Annotated in this window: 17 protein-coding genes and 1 tRNA gene; 13 read left to right on the plus strand and 5 right to left on the minus strand. The window is 58.2% G+C overall.

Going from position 1 to position 20,464, the window contains the following annotated elements; genetic code table 11:
• Positions 1–27 precede the first annotated feature (27 nt).
• Both GSQ91_RS10660 and GSQ91_RS10665 read left to right on the plus strand, forming a co-directional pair.
• Entirely contained in the window at positions 28–1,581 is a 1,554-nt protein-coding gene (locus GSQ91_RS10660; protein WP_158821537.1) for an ammonium transporter, read from the plus strand.
• 166 nt (positions 1,582–1,747) lie between these two features.
• On the plus strand, positions 1,748–2,086 hold the full coding sequence (locus tag GSQ91_RS10665) for a P-II family nitrogen regulator (RefSeq protein WP_158821538.1): 339 nt from the start codon (positions 1,748–1,750) through the stop codon (positions 2,084–2,086).
• Between the two features lie 85 nt (positions 2,087–2,171).
• Here the strand turns inward: GSQ91_RS10665 and GSQ91_RS10670 are convergent, their stop codons facing one another.
• Positions 2,172–3,059 (minus strand): LysR family transcriptional regulator, encoded by an 888-nt coding sequence (locus GSQ91_RS10670; RefSeq protein WP_158821539.1) that lies wholly within the window; start codon positions 3,057–3,059, stop codon positions 2,172–2,174.
• Between the two features lie 165 nt (positions 3,060–3,224).
• Here GSQ91_RS10670 and GSQ91_RS10675 point away from each other — a divergent pair, with 165 nt between their 5' ends.
• On the plus strand, positions 3,225–3,614 hold the full coding sequence (locus tag GSQ91_RS10675) for a hypothetical protein (RefSeq protein ID WP_158821540.1): 390 nt from the start codon (positions 3,225–3,227) through the stop codon (positions 3,612–3,614).
• Between the two features lie 201 nt (positions 3,615–3,815).
• On the opposite strand, the gene GSQ91_RS10680 is transcribed toward GSQ91_RS10675, so the two are convergent.
• On the minus strand, positions 3,816–4,046 hold the full coding sequence (locus GSQ91_RS10680; RefSeq protein WP_158821541.1) for a hypothetical protein: 231 nt from the start codon (positions 4,044–4,046) through the stop codon (positions 3,816–3,818).
• A gap of 212 nt (positions 4,047–4,258) precedes the next feature.
• Positions 4,259–4,334: transfer RNA gene (locus GSQ91_RS10685), tRNA-Ile, on the minus strand.
• Between the two features lie 201 nt (positions 4,335–4,535).
• On the opposite strand from GSQ91_RS10685, the gene GSQ91_RS10690 reads away from it, so the two are divergent.
• Together GSQ91_RS10690 and GSQ91_RS10695 are read left to right on the plus strand one after the other, a co-directional pair.
• Positions 4,536–5,504, plus strand: coding sequence for a quinone oxidoreductase (locus GSQ91_RS10690; RefSeq protein WP_158821542.1), 969 nt, complete (start codon positions 4,536–4,538; stop codon positions 5,502–5,504).
• 498 nt (positions 5,505–6,002) lie between these two features.
• On the plus strand, positions 6,003–8,846 hold the full coding sequence (locus GSQ91_RS10695; RefSeq protein ID WP_254064496.1) for a TonB-dependent receptor: 2,844 nt from the start codon (positions 6,003–6,005) through the stop codon (positions 8,844–8,846).
• 277 nt (positions 8,847–9,123) lie between these two features.
• On the opposite strand, the gene GSQ91_RS10700 is transcribed toward GSQ91_RS10695, so the two are convergent.
• Positions 9,124–9,351 carry a hypothetical protein gene (locus tag GSQ91_RS10700; RefSeq protein ID WP_158821543.1) on the minus strand — a complete coding sequence of 76 codons (228 nt, stop codon included), beginning with the start codon at positions 9,349–9,351 and terminating at the stop codon, positions 9,124–9,126.
• A gap of 113 nt (positions 9,352–9,464) precedes the next feature.
• Positions 9,465–10,061 carry a YceI family protein gene (locus tag GSQ91_RS10705; protein WP_158821544.1) on the minus strand — a complete coding sequence of 199 codons (597 nt, stop codon included), beginning with the start codon at positions 10,059–10,061 and terminating at the stop codon, positions 9,465–9,467.
• A gap of 286 nt (positions 10,062–10,347) precedes the next feature.
• Here GSQ91_RS10705 and GSQ91_RS10710 point away from each other — a divergent pair, with 286 nt between their 5' ends.
• The 8 genes from GSQ91_RS10710 to GSQ91_RS10745 all read left to right on the plus strand — a co-directional run bounded on the left by GSQ91_RS10710 (position 10,348) and on the right by GSQ91_RS10745 (position 20,453).
• The gene (locus GSQ91_RS10710; protein WP_158821545.1) at positions 10,348–10,782 is read left to right on the plus strand and encodes a GntR family transcriptional regulator; all 435 of its coding nucleotides are present in this window, start codon (positions 10,348–10,350) and stop codon (positions 10,780–10,782) included.
• Positions 10,779–11,696, plus strand: a complete 918-nt coding sequence (locus GSQ91_RS10715) for an ABC transporter ATP-binding protein (RefSeq protein WP_158821546.1) — start codon at positions 10,779–10,781, stop codon at positions 11,694–11,696. Before GSQ91_RS10710 ends, GSQ91_RS10715 begins: the two co-directional genes overlap by 4 nt.
• Positions 11,693–12,784, plus strand: coding sequence for a hypothetical protein (locus tag GSQ91_RS10720; protein ID WP_158821547.1), 1,092 nt, complete (start codon positions 11,693–11,695; stop codon positions 12,782–12,784). Before GSQ91_RS10715 ends, GSQ91_RS10720 begins: the two co-directional genes overlap by 4 nt.
• A gap of 74 nt (positions 12,785–12,858) precedes the next feature.
• Entirely contained in the window at positions 12,859–13,689 is an 831-nt protein-coding gene (locus GSQ91_RS10725; RefSeq protein ID WP_158821548.1) for a hypothetical protein, read from the plus strand.
• A gap of 57 nt (positions 13,690–13,746) precedes the next feature.
• Positions 13,747–14,181 carry a GntR family transcriptional regulator gene (locus tag GSQ91_RS10730; protein WP_158821549.1) on the plus strand — a complete coding sequence of 145 codons (435 nt, stop codon included), beginning with the start codon at positions 13,747–13,749 and terminating at the stop codon, positions 14,179–14,181.
• Entirely contained in the window at positions 14,178–15,110 is a 933-nt protein-coding gene (locus GSQ91_RS10735) for an ABC transporter ATP-binding protein (RefSeq protein WP_158821550.1), read from the plus strand. Before GSQ91_RS10730 ends, GSQ91_RS10735 begins: the two co-directional genes overlap by 4 nt.
• Positions 15,107–16,567 carry a hypothetical protein gene (locus GSQ91_RS10740; protein ID WP_158821551.1) on the plus strand — a complete coding sequence of 487 codons (1,461 nt, stop codon included), beginning with the start codon at positions 15,107–15,109 and terminating at the stop codon, positions 16,565–16,567. Before GSQ91_RS10735 ends, GSQ91_RS10740 begins: the two co-directional genes overlap by 4 nt.
• 562 nt (positions 16,568–17,129) lie before the next feature.
• Positions 17,130–20,453: a vitamin B12-dependent ribonucleotide reductase gene (locus GSQ91_RS10745; RefSeq protein WP_158821552.1), complete on the plus strand. Its 3,324-nt coding sequence runs from the start codon at positions 17,130–17,132 to the stop codon at positions 20,451–20,453.
• Positions 20,454–20,464 lie beyond the last annotated feature (11 nt).

A 20,464-nucleotide genomic window follows, 5' to 3' on the forward strand; every position in this document is an offset into this window, starting at 1 on the left:
AACATGTCCAATAAGGAGTTCCTCTGAATGGCACGAACAGTGGATGGATCAACGCTATCGTTCTCGCAGAAGTTCAACCGGCTCGGTAGCCGGCTCAAAGACGCGCAATGGCGCCGCTACGGATTTACGCTGCTTGGAGGAAAGGTCTTAGGCGTAGTTGGCGTGCTGATGATTACAGCCTTCCTGACGCAACTGCTCTTTACGACTGTGCATGCAGCCGATACGCCAGGGGTTAAGGCCGCCGACATCGTCAATCCGGTCAACACAGCGTGGACGTTGATTGCAGCCTTCCTGGTGTTCGGTATGCAGGTTGGTTTCACCATGCTGGAAGCTGGTTTTTGTCGATCCCGAGAGACGGTCAACGTACTGATGGAGTGCGTCGTAGATACCGCTCTTTGCGGCCTGCTTTTTTATGCCATCGGCTTTTCGTTCATGTTCAGCCACGGTAACGGATGGATCGGGTATCACTGGTTCTTCCTGCGCGACATTCCCGCGACATATGAGGCCACCGGCGTAAGCTTCCTCGCCTTCTGGATATTCCAGTTCGCGTTTGCGGATACCTGCTCGACCATCACCTCGGGAGCCATGATCGGTCGTACCGGGTTCGTAGGCGATCTGCTCTACTCGCTCGCCGTCTCCGGTTTCATCTATCCCATCATCGGTCACTGGGCATGGGGTCCGGACGGCTTCCTCGCCACCATGGGTGCTCCCGGATACTTCCTTCCCAACCTCGGTCAAAGCTTCCACGACTTCGCCGGTTCGACCGTCGTTCATACCATCGGTGGTTTCATCGCTTTGGCCGGCTCTCTCGTTCTTGGACCGCGGCTCGGCCGCAAGTTCAAGCGTGATGGTGGTGGACCGATGCTGCCTCACGATCTCACCATGGCGACCGCCGGCGGTTTGATCCTGTGGTTTGGCTGGTACGGGTTCAATCCCGGCAGCACGCTCTCCGCCATGGACTTTGAGGGGATTGGCCGCATCTCTGCGAACACCACGCTTGCAGCCTGCGCTGCCGCTCTCACTGCCATGTTCACCGCTTACTTCATGAGCAGGAAGTGGGATATCAGCTTCACGGTCAACGGCTTCCTGGCCGGCCTGGTCGCGATTACCTGCCCCTGCTACTGGGTTAGCCCAACCGGTTCTATCATCCTCGGCGCAATTGCCGGTGTCATCGTCGTCGCCGGTGTAGAGTTGCTCGAATATCTCCGCATCGACGATCCTATCGGCGCTGTTCCTGTTCACGGAATCTGCGGTATCTGGGGAACGCTGTCGCTGGGCCTGTTCGCGGTCGGCAAGTACGGTGCTACCGGACCGCTCGCTCCTGACAATAGTGCTCCATTGAAAGGTCTGTTCTATGGCGGCGGCATCACTCTGCTGAAGGCCCAGTTCATCGGCAGCGCCATCATTACAGTCTCCACCTTCGCGGTCGCGATGCTGGTCATGTGGCTGGTCAACCTCACTGGGACGCTTCGCGTGTCGAAAGAAGGCGAGCTGTATGGACTCGATCTCCACGAGCACGGCATCTCCGCGTACCCCGAGTACGTCATCTCCGCACTCGGTATCCCTGGCTCAAAGGACTAAAGCGTTCTCCTATCCTCCCAGGAAAAGCGGTGTTCATCTTTCTGGGGATAGCGATAGGGGAACAGCTCTAAAAGAGCGGGGAAGTGTCAGTCGGCGCTTCCTCGCTATCCACCACGGATGATTGGAAGCTCCTGCAATTCAACCGGAGAAAGCACGAAAGGACATCATGACAAAGATTGAAGCGATCATCAGGCCAAATCGGTTCGAAGCAGTCAAAGAAGCTCTTTCAGATCTAGGCGTTGAAGGTATGACGGTCTCTGAAGCACGAGGCCATGGGCGACAGAAGGGCCATACCGAAAACTACCGCGGGCGCGAATACGAGATCAGCCTGATTCCGAAACTTCGTGTCGAACTCGTTGTGATGGACGATCGCGTCGAAGCGATCGTTGCCGCCATCATTGCCGCCGCGGCTACAGGGCAGATCGGAGATGGAAAGATATTCCTCTTCAAAGCCGAGGACGCTATCCGTATCCGAAATCAGGAGCGCGGTGAAATCGCTATTTGAGTCAGCGTGTGTCGAACACCCCAAAGCAAAGGCCCGTCGAGAGTTCTCTCGACGGGCCTTTCAGCTCTTGAACGCATCGCAGATTCTATGACGTTGTCGCGCTCCGCAAGGTGACATCGAGAAATCCTTTGAGAGCGCGCGTCAGGACCTTGTCTTTCAGGTAAATCAATCCAAGATCGCGGCATGTCCGAATAGCGAGTACTGGAACAGTTTGCACGGTCCCTGCAGCCAACTCCTCTGCGATATTGATAGACGGCAAAAAGCCGATGCCCAGGCCCGCCACAATGAACCGCTTCATCAACTCGCGGCTCTCGACTTCCATCACCGTCTTCGGATAGACATCGTGCATTCGGAAGATATTCAGCAGAAGATCACGCTGTTTGCCCTGCTTCGGCAATAAAAAGGAATACTTTACGATATCCGCTGGTTCAGCCTTTGTTGCCAGGGTTAGCGGATGTCCCTTGGGGACCGCCAGCACAATCTCATCGCGATGGAGGGTCTCCACTACCAATCTTGGGTCTTTCACCGGCAGCGAAACCACCCCAAAGTCCACCTCTCGATTCAGTAAGGCCTCAAGAGTGCGGGACTTTTCCGCGCGAACGATCTTCAAGCCCACTTTCGGATACTGATCTTTGAATTCCGTGAATACTTTGGGCAGCACATACAGGCTGACAGACTCCTGCGAGCTGATCGCGATCTCGCCGCGGGCCGCATGACGCTGTTCGGCGACCATCATCAGCATGTGCCGCTGCGTCGCCAAAGCATTCTCCGCGAACGGCTCAAAGACTCGCCCCGTGGCTGTGAACGTTACTTTGCCGCCCTTGCGGTCGAACAGTTGCTCGCCTATTTCGCGCTCCAGGGATCGTATCTGTGCCGACACGGCTGGTTGCGTAATACGCAATTGCTCCGCCGCGCGCGAAAAGCTCTTCTGCCGCCATACTTCTAAAAATGTTTTCAGTTGATCGAAATCCATGATCCAGCCGCCGGTTCACCGCTTGAGTCTCTGTCCGATATCCGGCCCATCCATCCTACATCTCTCTTCTCAGTCATGGCATCCGAGCCTGTCTTCGCAAAATGGCCTTTATGCCTTCTTTGTGCCTCCGGGGCAAAAATAGAGTTTGTATTGAGGAGGTATCTTATGAAATCCATTGCAGTTACTGTCGTGCTTCTCGTGGGATCTGCTGTTATGCCGCTCTGTTCGGCTTACGCCAGCCCCATGACTGGATCGCCCGATGCGGTCATGGTCCAGACAGACCTGGCCCAACAGATGAAGCAGGCCCATAGCGCAAGCGACTATCGTGCCTTGGCCGTGCGTTTTCACGAACAAGAGCAGGTTTACAAGACCAAGGCCGCTGAAGAAAAAGCTGAGTGGGAGCGTCGCCAGCAAATCACGGTAAGCATCGCTGAGAAGTATCCGCGGCCCGTCGATTCGGCGCACTACCTCTACGACTACTACAGTCAGAAGGCAGATCAAATGTCGAAGACTGCAGCCGAGTACGAAGCCCGCGCCGCAGCGCAGACACGTTGATAGGAGAGGCGTTCAGAACGTCTCGCTGCAAGTAGAAATTGACAGTTCGTTGGCTCCCGCCGTCAACCCGGTGAAATCCCGCAAATACGCGGCTTTTCACCGGGTTGACGGCTAAAGTTTTATGCTCCGATAGCCATGCATTACGCTCTGGGGAATCTTCAGGAAGCTTTCGCCGAATAGCCCAACGAACAGTTACTTGGGCTATTTCGCATTGATCGACGTGGTCTCAGCCGGCGCTTCAAAAGTCTTTACCAGCTTTTGCAGCGAGCGGATCGCGCTCTGCAGGGTGCGCGCTTCAGGCAGATCATCGATATCGGACCCAGCATGGAGCGTGCGTAGCCTATTGAGTTCCTCGACCGAGGTATTCAGGGAGCGGAGAAAGGTCGACGCTCGTTGTTCGCGATAAAACGCGGCTATCTCCTCACGCTTCATGGGCTCCTCGCTAAGCAGCTTGAGGCACTAGTGTGCCGCCGCCCCTGTCAGGAAGGCATAAAGATCGACGCAATTTTAGAGAGAATCTCTTCGTCCGGCTCGTAGGCTCAGACGGCAGAAGAAATGTTGCCGAAAAGGGAAGCGGTTGTAGGAGAAATAGGCCAGCGGCCTCGGAGGGAATTTATCTCCGACGCAAACGCGGCAAACAGCAGTGGTGGGCCCGGAGGGATTTGAACCCCCAACCAAGGGATTATGAGTCCCCTGCTCTAACCGTTGAGCTACAGGCCCGCTTCATAGATTCTAGAGCAGTTCTCCTGTCCCTGCGCCTCGGAGGAGGTCGCCCCCTGCTGCTTTCTATGGAAAAAGTAGCGTATAAATCATTGGCTGCGGAACACCCCGATACGAGAGCTATTGTCTGGGGCATTGATCGGATACGCTCATCCGGCACCGAGCTGATCGCCTCCCCGGTTCTTATATAGTTGGAGGCGTATGAGCGTTAAAGCGATTGAGATTACCGCAACAGGCGGCCCGGATGTCCTTGTACTTCGTGATGTAGCAAAGCCCGTTCCCGGTCCAGGGCAGGCATTGGTTCGAATCGAAGCATCAGGCGTAAATTTCATTGACGTCTATGTTCGAGAGGGCCGCTACCCGGCACAGCTCCCGCTGATTCCAGGGCAGGAAGCCGCAGGTACTGTCGTCGAGGTGGGCGATGGCGTGACAACGGTCAAGGCAGGGGATCGTGTGGCCTGGTGCAGCGTGCTCGGAACCTATGCGGAGTACGCTGTCGCTCCTGCGGATCGGCTCGTTGCGATACCGGCGGGGATCAGCAGTGAACAGGCTGCCGCAGCCATGCTGCAGGGGATGACGGCGCATTATCTTAGCCACGCAACCTATCCGATTCGTAAGGGCGACGAGGTCTTGATCCACGCGGGTGCAGGCGGCGTTGGATTGCTGTTGACGCAGATGGCGAAGTCGTTGGGGGCGAGGGTCTTCACGACGGTCTCCACGGAGGAAAAAGCTGCTCTGTCGCGGGAAGCTGGCGCGGATGTAGTGATCAACTACCAGACGGATGACTTTGCGGTGGAGGTTCGGAAACAGAGCGCGGGTCTGCACGCGGTCTATGACTCGGTGGGGAAGACCACGTTCGATCAGTCGCTTTCGGTATTGCGTCCCCGTGGGATGATGGTGCTCTATGGCGGTTCAAGCGGGGCAGTGCCGCCGTTCGACGTCATGAAGCTGGCATCGTTGGGTTCACTGTTCGTGACTCGTCCAACCCTGCCGGCTTACACGGCAAGCCGTGCAGAGTTGGAGACTCGCGCAACGGATGTGCTTCAGGGAATCGCCAAGGGAACGCTGAAGCTGCGGTTGGAACATACCTATCCGTTGGCTGAGGCCGCACAGGCTCATCGCGATCTTGAGGGCCGTAAAACAACAGGGAAGATCCTGCTAGTGCCTTAGAGCATTTTCACGAATAGTGTGCTGTAAGGATGAACCACCACAGAACTGTCATCTCGACCGTAGCATGATGGTTTTATCGTCATGCGGAGTGGAGAGACCTGCAGTTTATCCGCGCAGGTGATATTACATAGGCAAGCTACAGGTCTGTCCGCTACGGCCTCAAAATCTTCCAAAGCTCATCGCATTATAGGTAGCGAACCTTAAGTTTTTCTTAAGAGAAAACTGTTTATTTTCAGCGACATGCGGCTCGTATTCAACGCAGATTCATGATCCCTTAACGCGTCATTCACGCGGCGGACTCACTCTCAATAGTGAAACAAGGCTAGTTGGTTCGGAGAGATTCGTGTCTGCGGACATGAATGCAGGCAGAGCTGTGTGCATCTTCCGGTCTCCAGCATTCCCGCATAGGAAACGAGCGTATCCCGTACCCACCGTTGCCCGCCGTAACGCCAACCGGGTCCCAATTGACTTACCCATAAACCGTGGAAGGAAAAACACGTGAAAGTTTTTGAAGCCAATTTTGAAGCCAGTACGCCGAACAAATTCCGTAGTCGAGTTCTGCGGATCGCCGTTACCGCCTGTCTGTTCGTGCTCGCCGCTGTACTGATGCTCACTCCGGCCATCGCCCAGACCACCAGCGCGACCCTGCAGGGAATCATCTCCGACACCAAAGGAGGTCTGATCGCCAACGCGACGGTCATCGTCCGCAACGAGACCACCGGTCACAGCTCAACCGTTACCGCCGACGCGCTGGGTCATTTCTCCGTCCCCGGTCTGCATGTTGGCAGCTACACGGTCTCGGCCTCCGCTCCGGGCTTTGCGCTTGTGTCGCGCAAGGCAGTACAGGTTACCGCTGACCACGCAGACGATGTTGATCTCACGCTTCAAATAGGATCTGCAACCGCCGAGGTCACGGTCGACGCCGACTCCACCGGCTCCATCGCCGCTGCGCTTGCTCCTATGGATGCAAAGCTCGACGAGCACTCCGCCCGCACTGAGATCACCGAAGCCACGATCCAGAACTTCATGTCGCCGGTCGCCGACTTTGGCGAGGCTGTTGAGATGGCTCCCGGTACCTTCACCACCAACGGCAACGGTGTCGGCCTTGGTCAGTCGAAGACCTACTTCCGCGGCTTTCCCGATGGTTTCTACGACATCGACTTCGATGGCATTCCGTTTTACGACACCAACACCCCTACCCACCACTCCTGGGCGTTCTTTCCATCGCAGTGGCTCGGCGGCATCGACTTCGATCGCAGCCCCGGCACAGCCTCCACCATCGGGCCCACGCCCTTCGGCGGCTCCATCCACCTGCTCTCCAAGCCGTTTGATCCCATTCAGAATATTCGCGGCTCTTTCTCCGGCGGCTCTTTCCACACCTTTCTCTATGACGGGGAGTATGACAGCGGACAATTTGGTCCTGGCCACAAGTTCAATGTGATGGTTGACGTCCATCATCTGCAATCGGATGGCTATGAGACCTTCAACTATCAGACCCGCAACGCCGGAGCCATCCAGGTGCAGTACCGGCCTTCCGACAGCATGGTCATCACCGGTTTTTCCGGCGTGATCTGGCTCGATGCCAATACCCCGAACTTCAGTGCCACACGCTGCCAGATGTACGGTGTCTCGACAACCAATACTTATAGTTGCTCGGCCTCGACCAGCGATCCGACGCTACTCCCTTACACCGGTGCGGGCATCAAGTTCCTCAACGCCAATAACTCCGACCCTGTGGACTACCTCGACTACAAGTACAACTACTACCATGTGCCCACCGACTTCGAATACGTCGATGTGAACAAGACCTTCGGCCACAGTATTGTGCTCGACTTCAAGCCCTACACCTACGACTACGACAACTCTGAGAAGTACACCAACGTCACGCCGATTACGGAGTCCACCACAGTTGCTTACAACGGCAACCCAAATTCGAAGACCTGGTACGGAATCGCCGTCGCGCCCTGCAACGTGCAGGTCAAAGGCAAACTGCCCTGCGGCGTCGACAAGTACAACAGCTATCGCAAGTACGGCGAAGTTGGGCAGGTGAGTCAGACTTCGAAGTTCGGCATCTTCCGCGCTGGCGCCTGGTACGAGTGGGCTAACACCAACCGCCACCAGTTTCCCTCCGATCCGCTCAACAACTGGTCCGATCAGGCGCTCTCTAACTTCAACGAGAAGTTCGTGACCAACTCCTATCAGCCCTATGTCGAGTATGAGTTCCACGTTACCAAACGTCTCGATATCACTGCCGGCACCAAATTCTCTTACTACACCGTCTCCACCAAGCAGTATGCCGATGACGGCAAGACGATCGGCAACCTCGGTACTGGGCCCACACCCGGCACGCCCGGCACCGGCAATCCAAACGCCTTCATCATCAACGGCGGAAACTATTACAAGACGCTCCCCGCGCTCGACGGAAACTTCCGCATCCTGAATAACTGGTCTGTCTATGGTCAGGTCGCTACAGGCAGCATCGTTCCGCCCAGCAGTACCTTCGACTATGCCCAATCGACCGTTCCCGGCGCTGCTTTTATCCCCGTCGAGACGCTGCCCAAGCAGCAGAAGTCCACCACCTACCAGACCGGCACGGTCCTCAAGCTGAAGCGTGCTACCTTCGATGCGGACTTCTACCATGTCCGCTTTGACAACAGTTACTCTTCCGGCAGCGATCAGGACGACGCCAACGCCGAGGTCTACTTCCTTCAACCTCCCTCCATTACCAAGGGCTTTGAGGCTGAGAGCAATATCTATCTCTTCAACGGCATCAGCCTCTATCTCAATGCCACTGTTGCCAGGGCCTACTACACCGGCAACGAGTACGACCTCTGCAACGGCAAAGCGCCCGCCTGCAGTAGCTCAACCCCGCAGCTAATCCAACCCGTCCCCAACCACACGTTCTGGGTGCAGCAGACGTCCTCCGATACTGAGACGGAAGCTCTCACCTATCAGCGCAAAGCTTGGGACCTCGGTCTCTTCAACAAGCGTGTGGGCACCTTTTATTTGGACAACGGCGCCTATCACAATCAGGGAACGGTTGATCCTTTCAGCCTGACCAACGCTTTCATCAACTACACCCTTCGCACAGGCGGCCGCTTTGATCAGACTAAGCTTCGCGTGAGCTTCAATAACCTCTTCGACGAGCACAATGTCACGGGTATTTCGTATGCCGGTAAGGCAGTTCCCGCAGCAAACCTCGTGGCGAATGGAACTACCTATCCCGACCAGCTCAACACCGCTGGGCCCACACCTATCAATGGACAGGATGCCGTCAGCATCTTGCCCGGTCGCAGCGTTATGTTCTCGGTGATCTTCGGATTCTCGCCCAGGCATAACTAACCCGGCCAGCAGGAAACCCCTCTTCATGGCACAGCTTTATGGTGCGATGAAGAGGGGTTTCTCTTTGCGTTATAGGTCTATAAGAACCAGTCCAAAGGCGGCTAACTGTTTTGCAGTCGCTCCTTCTTTGCAGTCGTTTCGTTGCAGTTGTTTTTTCTGTTGCTTTTGGGAGTAGCAGCGGCCTTAGGCCGCGGAACTGTGACCAGCATTAGTTGAGCTTTTCGTCGGCATAGGCAAAAGGCCTTGCTACTCCGAAACCAATAGCTCGGTTTTCAAACTATCTCTTCCCATTCGTCCCCGGAGTCGTTCCAGTCTCTCCCGGCGCCGAAGGATTGATCTCTCCCTCCGCACTCTCAGGAGTCTTCGAGGTCACTTGTGTCTCCTTGGATCCAGAGGTGGCTGGGTTATCCCCACGAGGCCCCGACTGTTGCGCCTTCATGTCTCCGCCATCGCCCTGCAGAGTCTTTCCTCCCAGCTGTTCTTTCGTCTCATCAGCAGTGCCCATAACGAACCTCCCGGCCAAAGGCCTGCCTCATACGATGCCGTCGCCACCCCTCATGCCGCCTGAAACAGAAAGGGCAGATGCCGAAGCATCTGCCCTCTTGAGTTGAATATCTCTTACTGCTGCACAGCTTCAATATCCAGTTCGATCTTCACGTCGTTCCCCAACACACTGTCACCACTCTTCAGCGTGCCGTTCCACGTCAGGCCGAAGTCTTGACGGTTGATGGTCGTGGTCGCGGTAAATCCATGGTGCAAGCTCTTGCCATCCATACTCTGAGCTGCTCCCGGCGTCTCAAGCGCCAGCACGACCGGCTTGGTCACGCCATGGAGCGTCAATAACCCTGCAACGTCATAGTGGTCGCCGGCCTTGGTGACACCCGTGCTCTTGAAGGTCATGGCGGGGAACTTCGCTACGTCGAAGAAGTCCGGGCTCTTCAGGTGGCCGTCGCGCTGCGCCACGCCGGTATCCACGGTCGCAATATCGATGGTGGCCTCTACGCTCGACTTCGTCAGGTTCTTCTCATCCAGTACTACCGTTCCCGCAACTCCGCGGAACGAGCCATGCACTGTGCTGATGGCCATATGCTTAATCGCGAAATCGGCTTCCGAGTGCGCCGCATCGATCTTCCACGTCGTCTGCGCGCTCATCGAACCCGCACTCACCGCCAGCACGATTGCTGCGGTCAAACCCATCACTCCAAAACTCTTCATAATCTCTATCTCTCCCTGTAATTAGGCGACACTTGGTATTTATACAACACTTGTTGCCTTTCTTGAGTTGGATGCGTCTCCAACCCAAGAGTTACAGAAGTTTGTCCCTTGGTCGATTAATTTCGTCCCTGCCGTGTTTTGCTGCCATAACGGAGTCGGCAAATGGGGGGAACTGTCGAAGGAAGCCTTATGCGAACGGCGAACCGTTCTATACACAATCGGCCTGTGACCTCCCGGCGTGAAAAATCGATTGCCAGGGTTACCGTACTGTTGTATTAGTACAGTAATGCTGTCGCTGCGCATCTCCGCGAGTTCTGGTGTCCCTGTCTACCTGCAGCTCGAGCAGCAGATCAAGCACGCCATCGCCTCAGGAGTTCTCTGCGCTGGCGACCCGCTGCCTTCCACGCGCCGCACCGCCGCCGACCTTCGCATCAACCCCAACACCGTAGCCCGGGCCTTTCAGAACCTCGAGCGCGAAGGGGTCATTCGTACCGTACCTGGCGGCGGGACCTTCGTCGCAAACCTCGCCGCTCTTGGCCCAGGCTTATTGAAGGCCGAAAAGCTTCGTCGCCTGCGCCCTCTCGCGACGCAGCTTGCTGTCGAAGCTTCTCAGTTGCGTTTCGCTCCCGCCGACCTCCATAAGCTTCTCGAGTCCGCGCTCCACGAACTCGAGAAGTCCCGTCGCACCCATACTTCCGACGACACAAAAGGAGACCAATGACAACCTTCGCCCTGCAGACCCACTCCCTCGTCAAAACCTACGGTCTCGGCCGCAAGCAGATTCGTGCTGTCGACGGTCTTTCGCTCAACGTGCCCGAAGGCTCCATCTACGGCCTGCTCGGCCGCAACAGCGCCGGCAAGACCACCACCATCCGCATGGCGATGGGCCTTGCCCGGCCTACCTCGGGCAGCATCGAGGTCTTCGGCCTCAACCCGGCAAAAGATCCCGAGCGAGTCACCGTGCTCCAGCAGGTGGGCTATGTGCCGGAAGGCAAGGCGTCCGCAGGTGGCACAGCGCGCAAGCTGCTCGAACTCAACCGCAGCTTCTATCCCGATACCTGGTCCGACGACCTTGCCCGTAAGGTCGTCAGGCGTCTCGAGCTTCCACTCGACACGCCCTCCATAAAGCTCTCACTCGGCAATAAAACTAAGGCCATTCTCGCCTGCGCCATTGCCCAGCGCTCGCGCCTGCTCATCCTCGACGAACCCACCACCGGCCTCGATCCAGTCGCGCTCGACGCCTTGCTCCGGCTGCTCGTAGAAGACTGCACCGCCGAAGGCCGCACCATCTTCCTCTCCAGTCATCAGCTAGCCGAGATCGAACAGATTGCCGATCACATCGGCATCATGGACCGCGGAAAAATCCTCCTCGAAGGCCCACTCGACGACATCCGCGCCAACTTCCGCCGCCTCACCGTCACTGGATCGGCCCTGCCCACCAGTAGCCCATCGATTCTCAGCACGAAGCGAGAAACCCACGCCACGCAATATGTCATCCAGCGCGACCCTGAAGCTTTTACCGAGGATCTCATTCGCAACGGCGCAACCATCGTCGACTCCTCGCCGCTCTCGCTCAACGAGATCTTCCTCGAACTCTGCCGCACTGCCGAGAGCAGGGATGAGGTGCTCGTATGAGTTTCTCGTCTCAGCTCATCCTCGTGTTCGCAATCTTCGCTCCGATCTTTATCTTCATAATCGTCAGCAATCTGAAAGTCCGGCGCAAGAACCGTCAGCAGGAACTGGAAGGTGATGTTCCACCACCGCCCTTTGAGCCCGCATCCGAACCACCGCCCGGCATCTTCCTCCGTCGCTTCAATCAGGCTCAGCGCGTTTACCTCCGCGCGCAGCGTGCAACCGCTCGCTTCGGAGGGCTTTATGCTGCATGGATCTTCTTCGTTCTTCTAAGTTGCGGCCTGCTTCCCCAATCTGTAGACCGCTACGGAATAGATCAAAGTCTCCCACAGCGTGTGTGGTTCAGCTATCTTTCCGATTTCGCGACGGTCGGTGGTGTCTGCGGTATCATCGCTCTCGTCACGTCATTTATAGCGCTTTCAAACTTGGTATCGATCTCCTCGGCAAGTTTTATTCGCACACGTCCACTGACCCTCCGCTTCCTGTTCTGGGCCAGGATCGGTCCTGCACTGGCCTCGCTTCTCGCCGCTCTCATTATTGCTGCAGCTTGCTCTTTCCTTTTGCTGTTAGCCCTTTACGGCCCGGTATGGAAGCATCTCTTCGAGAATTCCAACTCTGTTCCCGTAGCCCTGGCTCCTCCAGTCCAACACATCGCGCATTCCAACTTTGCCCCTGTAATCCTCTCTACCTCAGTCCAACACGCTGGCACGAAGATGGTGTTTCTCGGTAGCCACGGACATATTCAGGCGATGCACCTCGTTGCCTCTCTCCAAACCTCGCCGCTTCGCCTGTTTCTCTCCGGGATTACCACTACGCTACTTATCTTCAGCATCGTTGCAGTACTGATCACATTGCGTGGCCATTTTCAGCGCATCAAGCTCATCACCATAATGTTTGTCTGGTGTCTCGTGCTTTTCTTCGAAGCATCCGTCATGATTGGGGGCTTAACCTCACCCCGTTTGGCACGAACTTTGTTCTTGTATGCGAGTCCCGGTTCGCCACCGCCCTATGCCTTCGCGCTTATTCCGCTCCTTCTCTCGATCGCGTTCCTTTGCCTCGCACAGTTCCAGGCCACACGTCTCGAAACCTGATCGCGCCGCGCGTGCCCACGATCCTGCCCGAAGCGGCTTCCGTCACGAAGCAACCACCTGTATGGGGATTGTCCATGCTCCTCCGTTCGTATCTCCTGATCTACCGCAAACGCCTCATCGTCGCCGCGATAGCCTCTGTGTTGTGCGCTATCCTCGTGCTCTTTATTACATCTGCCGATAGCCTCACCCATATCGGCGTTCTCTGGCACCATGTTTGCGGCTGTCCCCTTTACCCTCGCAACGCTGGCATGCTTGTCGGGTCTTTCAACGTCACCTCTCTTTTTCTTTCCATCATTCTTGGCATGTCTGTTGGAGCTGCAGGGGCCAGAACCCCCGGACTTCAAGGGAATGTTCTCTTCCTCCTGACACGCCCGCAGCCGCGCCGATCTCTTATCCTTCAGCCGCTCCTGGTCGTCGCCTGCGCACTCGCGATTCTCCCCGCGCTAGGATGGCTCGTTCTGCTCGGCTGGTTGAAGATGGTGCACGCACCTTCGCTCGGATACCTCGCGGCTCTGGCCCAGATAGTTCCGTCGGCCTCCCATCTTGGCCCGCATCCATCATTCCTTGCGCTTCTGCTGGCCCTGAACATGGGACGCCGCTATCTCGCCGCCTTCTCCGTTGAGCTGAGCTTCTACGCCTTCTTTGCCGCGCAGCGCTGGCTTCTGCTCAACCCTAGCCCGCGCCTGCGAGTGCTAGGCTCTCTCCAGTTCCTGGTGTTCATGGTGATCGTAACTCCAGCTTGGCATATCGTCAGCCGCAGCGTTTCTATGGCGATCCTGCTTTGGTCTCCGCCCGGCAGCAGCCTCAGCTATCTACCGTCGAACCTCGGCATCATGCTCCACTTCGCCCTCGCTGGTGTCCTGCTGTACGGCTCCTGGAAACTCCTTCAGCGCGTTGAACTCTGATTCATACGTTGCAAATTTCTCTTGTCCTCCAGCTGTACTATCTGTAATAGTACAGCTGTGACGCCCTTCCACATCCAACTTCGGCCCGGCATTCCTGTCTTCGAGCAGATCGTCTACGCAGCCAAGCGTGCGATCGTCTCCGGCCAGCTCTGCGCGGGAGACCCCTTTCCTTCGGTGCGAGTCCTCAGCCGCGAACAGCATATCAACCCCAACACCGCGCACAAGGTCATCGCCGCGTTGCTCGCCGAAGGCCTTCTGGAATCGCATCCCGGAGTCGGCACCGTGGTCGCTTCTCCGCAGAGCTCCACTCTGCGCGCCCGCCGTGAGTTGCTGGAGCGGCAGGTCGAGCCGCTGGTAGTCGAAGCCAAACACCTCGGCTTGCGCCGCGAAGACATTCTCGAAGCTATCTCCAACCATTGGGATCGCCTCTCCCAACGCGCGCCAGAATCCACTCCCGAACTCCAGCTCATCACAGGAGACACCAAGTCATGACCGTAGCCTCTGCCATTGAAACCACGGCCCTCGCCAAGACCTACGGCAAGACCCAGGTACTGTATCCCATCTCCCTCAGCGTGCCGAGGGGCAGTGTCTGCGCCCTTGTTGGGCACAACGGCGCCGGCAAGACCACGCTCATCAAGCTGCTGTTGAACATCCTCCCGCCGACGAGCGGCAGCGCAACCGTCCTCGGTGAGTCCGCCTCTGCGCTTACCGGTGCTTCGTTCACGCGCATCGGTTACGTGTCGGAGAACCAGGAGATGCCCGAATGGATGACGGTGCAGGGCTTCATGGATTACCTCGGTCCCTTCTATCCCACCTGGAATGACAAGAATCTCCTCGCCGATCTCGATCTCCCGCCCGACCGGAAGCTCAAGCATCTCTCCCGCGGCATGCGCATGAAGGCGGCTCTCGCCAGCATCCTTGCCTTCCGTCCTCAGCTCATCGTCATGGACGAGCCTTTCTCCGGCCTCGACCCTCTCGTTCGCGACCAGCTCATCGAAACCCTGCTCGACCGCATCAACGACAACAGCGATCCCCTTGGCACCACCGTCCTGATCTCTTCGCACGATCTCGGTGAGATCGAATCGTTCGCCTCGCACGTCATCTTCCTGCATCAGGGCAGATTGCTCTTTACCGAGCCTCTGGACACCCTCACCGCCCGCTTCCGTGAAGTGACGGTCTCGCTCTCACCCTCGGGCACTTCTCCGGCTCCCTTGAATCTCCCTGCAAGCTGGCTTCTCCCCGAGTCCACTCCGTCGCTCCTCCGCTTCATCCATAGCAACGCGCAAACCAATTTCCTGGAAGAGCAGATTTACGCGGTGCTTCCGAATGCGATCAGCATTCAAGCGGAGCCTATGACTCTCCGCACCATCTTTCTCGCTCTCGTGAAATCCAGCCATAGGCAAGATCGGAGCCGCGCATGAATCAGTCCTTGCACATCTTCCGCAAAGACATTCTCCATCTCAGGCCGGAGCTCACCAACTATATAGGTCTGCTGGTCATTTTAAGTCTGGTTGCTCCGCAAACCTGGGAGGGGGCTGCGCTCCACGGCACGATGCTTGGGATGTTCTCACTTTTGTTGAAAGGTCTCATTCCGATCGCGATGCTGATGATCATCGCTCGCCTCATCCATGACGAGTCCCTGGTTGGCGATCGGCAGTTCTGGGTTACGCGTCCCTATGCATGGACTTCTCTGCTGAGTGCGAAGCTGCTCTTCGTCGTGGTCTGCCTCGTTCTGCCCGTCGTCGCCATGCAATGGTCTCTGCTTCTCCAGGCCGGCTTAAACCCCCTGGCCTCGATCCCGAGTCTGTTGTCGAGGCTCGTTTCCTTGGCCCTGATCCCCCTACTGCCTTTCATGGCTGCTGCCGTTACATCCACAGTCGGCGGCGCGGGGTTGTTGGTGGCTGCCTTTGTAGTTGTGTTAATTGGTGTCTTGGCGGCTGTTGGCAGCGAGGCTGGCTCGCGCATGACGCCCCCGTTCGTCGATGGAACGTTCGCCATCCTCTTCGGAGGACTACTCATCGGCATTCTGCTCTATCAATACGCCACCCGTAACACGTCACGGGCCCGCATCGCGCTCGTCGCCACAGCCTTTTTATTTTTTGTATTCCACTGCTGTTTTCGTATGCAGTATTTTGCCGGCCCGGTCAATGCCCTCATCCGCTACCACTATCCGGTCTCCACGAATACGGCAGAGCGCCTCACTTTTGATGCCAGTCCGCGCGTCTACCAGGGGCAGGAGGGTATGGAGACGGCCAATGGAGGCTTTCTCTCCTTCCTTCTCCCCGTCCATCTCGAAGGCTTCGATCCCTCCGCCCGCTTACACGAAGCGAACGCCTCGTTCACCCTTGATGTGCCCGGCTATCACTACACCTCACCGTGGCGACCCGTGACCGTCGCAGACAGAGGCTTATTCCTGTCCCTCCCGGCGGACGCCTTCAAGCGCATCCATGCAACGGAGGCACACATACACCTCTCCCTTGTAGCCCAGCGCCTGCTCCCCGACACTCCCCAGATCGTCACGGTGGCGAACCACTTTAGCGTTCCTGGCGGCAGTTGCCTCTTACTCACCGATCGGCCCCTCGGGACCCCCCTCTGCCGCTATGCCTTCCAAAGCCCTCTCCCAACAAGAGTCAATGGATCCGTCACCGCACAATTCTGTAACAGCTCTGCTCCCACCCATCCCGGCATGGCGGTCATGCGCGTTATCCCTGCCGCCGGAATCGAAACCGTCGTTGAGGAACCGCTTCAGCTGGGCGGAAACGTCTGCCCCGGCACCCAGCTCACCTTCCAGACCTATCACCCCGCCGACAACTTCCGCCTCGAACTCGACATCCCCGCCGTGGCTCTCGACCACTACTACAAAGCAAATCTCGATTGAGATCAGGAACTCTAGCCGCCACGAACCCTAATCCCTGTCTTCCACATTTCCACCCGGTAAAAAACGCAATTGCACAACTCTTGCACCTTGCTCTCGACCCCCTGCGGCGCTACTCTGTGAAAGCTGCGTGAATGGCGGGTTACAAAAACCCGCAACTGACGCCTACTGCCGGAGCTTTCCACAAGAAAACCCCAGAAAAACCGAGGTCGTCCTCGTAAATCGTCGCGTCCGGGGAGTATCTACTTCGTCACCACTAGATATAGTTGTTTTATACTTGACTCGTACCGCATGGGGCGATACTTTCAACCTCACCCGTAGTTCCTGGTGAAGCGCCCGTAGCCCCGGCCACACCGCTAACAAGGAACCATCGACCCTGGTTGGCAGGCCCATGGCCTGCAATCAGGCTATGGCAGTGCGTTTTGTTTAAGCACCCTGAACGTGTCGGGACAGCATCGTCAACGGAGGGCTCATAAAGACCGATAAGTCCCGTCACCGGATTTAGCGGTGCCCCCTAGTTTTTACAGGAATCAGCTTCAGTTTCACCCGAAAGGTTCGATCGAACATGGCCAAGACAATCACCACCGCCACCGCCGCTCACAATGGCACCCAAACCGCAGCCGTAACCACCAACAATTCCAGCGCACGCGGTCTGGAGAACGCCCATGGCCTTAAGTTCGCTCGACATTTCACGAAGCCCAACGTCTCTCCCTTCGACGAGCTCACCTGGGAGCTCCGCGACGCCGTTATTCAGGACTACAAGGGCAAGGTCATCTTCGAGCAGAAGAACGTCGAGGTGCCTAACGACTGGTCGATGACGGCCACCAACATCGTCGCCAGCAAGTACCTGCACGGCCAGGTAGGCACACCTGCCCGTGAGACCGGTGTCCGCCAACTCATCTCCCGCGTCGCCGAGAGCATCCGCGACTGGGGCCTCCGCGACGGCTACTTCGCCTCGCCTGAGGACGCCGAAGTCTTCTTCGCTGAGCTTGCCCACCTGCTGCTCAACCAGAAAGCGGCGTTTAACTCGCCCGTCTGGTTCAACGTCGGCTGCGACCGCCTCGAGCCCAACTCCGACGCGCAGAACTGGCACTGGGACGCCACCAAGGGTGAGGTTGCCTTCTCCGTCACCGGCTACTCGCGCCCGCAGTGCTCGGCCTGCTTCATCAACTCGGTCAACGATTCTCTGGACTCGATCCTGACCCTCGCCAAGACCGAGGGCATGCTCTTCAAGTGGGGTTCGGGTGCAGGCTCCAACCTGTCCGCCATCCGCGGAAGCATGGAAACACTCTCCGGCGGCGGCACAGCCTCCGGCCCGCTCAGCTTCATGCGCGGCTTCGATGCCTTCGCCGGCGTCATCAAGAGCGGCGGCAAGACCCGCCGGGCTGCAAAAATGGTCATCCTCAACGTCGACCATCCCGACGTCGAAGAGTTCATCCAGTGCAAGGTCAAGGAAGAGCGCAAGGCCTGGACCCTGATGCAGGCTGGCTACGACGGCTCCGGCCCCGACTCCGAAGCCTTCGCCAGCATCTTCTTCCAGAACGCCAATAACTCCGTCCGCGTCACCGACGAGTTCATGCATGCGGTCGAAAACGACGGTACCTTCACCACCCGCACCGTCAAGGACAAGGAGCCGGTCAAGGAGTACCGTGCCCGCGACCTCATGTACCAGCTCGCCGAAGCCACCTGGCAGTGCGGCGACCCCGGCATGCAGTACGACTCCACCATCAACCGCTGGCATACCAGCAAGAACACCGCGCGCATCAACGCCAGCAATCCCTGCAGCGAGTACATGTTCCTTGACGACTCCGCCTGCAACCTGGCCAGCTTCAACCTGATGAAGTTCCTCACGCCCGGCGGCCAGTTTGACGTCGAAAGCTATCGCCACGCCATCGCCGTCGTCACCACCGCGATGGAGATCATCGTGGACGCGGCCGGCTACCCGACCGAGCAGATCTCCAAGAACTCGCACGACTACCGCCCCCTCGGCTTGGGCTACGCCAACCTCGGGGCTTTATTAATGGACCGCGGCCTGCCCTACGACTCCGACGCCGGTCGCGCCTACGCGGCAACCCTCACCGCCATCCTCTGCGGCGACGCCTACGCCCAGTCCGCACGCATCGCCGCTGACTGCCCGCCGCTCGGCGCAGCCACACCGCTCACGCAGCAGACTGGCGTGCAGGGCGGAGCCTGCCCCGGCTTCTACGTCAACCGCGAGCCCTTCCTCGACGTCATCCGCATGCACCGCGCGGAAGTGAACAACGTGGACAAGCACCTCAAGTCGTCCAAGGAACCCTTCGTAGCTCCGCAGCTCGACGAGCTCAAGGCCGCCTCGCAGAACGCCTGGGACACCGCACTCGTGCTCGGCGAAAAGCACGGCTACCGCAACTCGCAGGTCACCGTGCTCGCGCCCACCGGCACCATCGGCTTCATGATGGACTGCGACACCACCGGCATCGAGCCCGACCTCGCCCTGGTCAAGTACAAGAAGCTGGTCGGCGGCGGCATGATCAAGATCGTCAACAACACCGTCCCCGGCGCGCTCTTCAAGCTCGGCTACAAGGAGTCCGAGGTCGAAGGCATCGTCAACTACATCGACGCCACCGGCACCATCGAAGGCGCACCGTCCCTCAAGCCCGAGCACCTCGCCGTATTCGACTGCTCCTTCAAGCCTGCCAAGGGAACCCGCACCATCGCCTGGACCGGCCACGTCAAGATGATGTCCGCCACCCAGCCCTTCCTCTCCGGCGCCATCTCGAAGACGGTCAACCTGCCCAACGACTGCTCGGTGCAGGACATCGCCGACGCCTACACCGAGTCCTGGCGTCTCGGCCTCAAGGCCGTAGCCATCTACCGCGACGGCTCCAAGGGCACCCAGCCGCTCAACGTCTCCGCGCAGACCGATGCCGACAAGAAGGGCACTGCAGTCGATGCGACCAAGGTCAGCGAAGACGCGATCTCCGCTGCTGTCCTCGCTGCCTCGCAGTTGGAGACCGCCGCGGCGAAGCAGCAGGTCGCCGCTCTCGAAGCCAAGCTCACCGCGCTGCTGCTTTCTACAACGCAGAATGCGGACGCCCTCGACGCCCAGGCTCCGCCACGTGCGATGCGTCACCGCCTGCCGGCCGAGCGGGCCTCGATCACGCATAAGTTCTCGCTCTCCGGACACGAGGGTTATGTCACGGTCGGCCTCTACCCCAACGGCGTCCCGGGTGAGATCTTCATCCGCATGGCCAAGGAAGGCTCAACGATCTCCGGCCTCATGGACTCGTTCGCCACAGCGATCTCGATGTGCCTCCAGCACGGCGTGCCGCTGAAGCTGCTCTGCGAGAAGTTCGCCCACACCCGCTTCGAGCCCTCGGGCTGGACGGGCAACGAGCAGATCGGCTACGCGAAGTCGATCATGGACTACCTGTTCCGCTGGATGCAGCTCCGCTTCCTCAGCGGCACCCAGCTGGACCTCTTCGCCGGCCTCAAGCCCTCCTCAGACGCTGCCATCTCGACCCCCAACAACTCTGTCATCTCGACCGGAGGCGGCGCTTTTGCCGCCGCAGCGGAGAGACCTGCTTCACCGTCTACCGGTGAATCCTATGGAGCGACCGAACCCGCCCAGCACACCATGCTAGGCGAGGCCTTCGAGCGCAACGACCGCACGCCACCCCAGCAGGGAATCGCCCCCGACCTGACCGCCAACTCCGGCCTCACCGCCGAGGGCGCAGGTACAGGCATCCTCGCCACCCCCGACCGCAGCCTCTACCACGCAGCCTCCGCCATGAAGGACCTCTACGACATGGGCGACGCCCCAAGCTGCAGCACCTGCGGGAGCATCATGACCAGAAACGGCTCCTGCTACCGCTGCATGGAGTGCGGAAGTACGAGCGGTTGCAGCTAGGACTAGCCGTC

The sequence above is a fragment of the Granulicella sp. S156 genome, assembly GCF_009766105.1.
In the GTDB taxonomy this organism is placed as follows: Bacteria; Acidobacteriota; Terriglobia; order Terriglobales; family Acidobacteriaceae; genus Granulicella.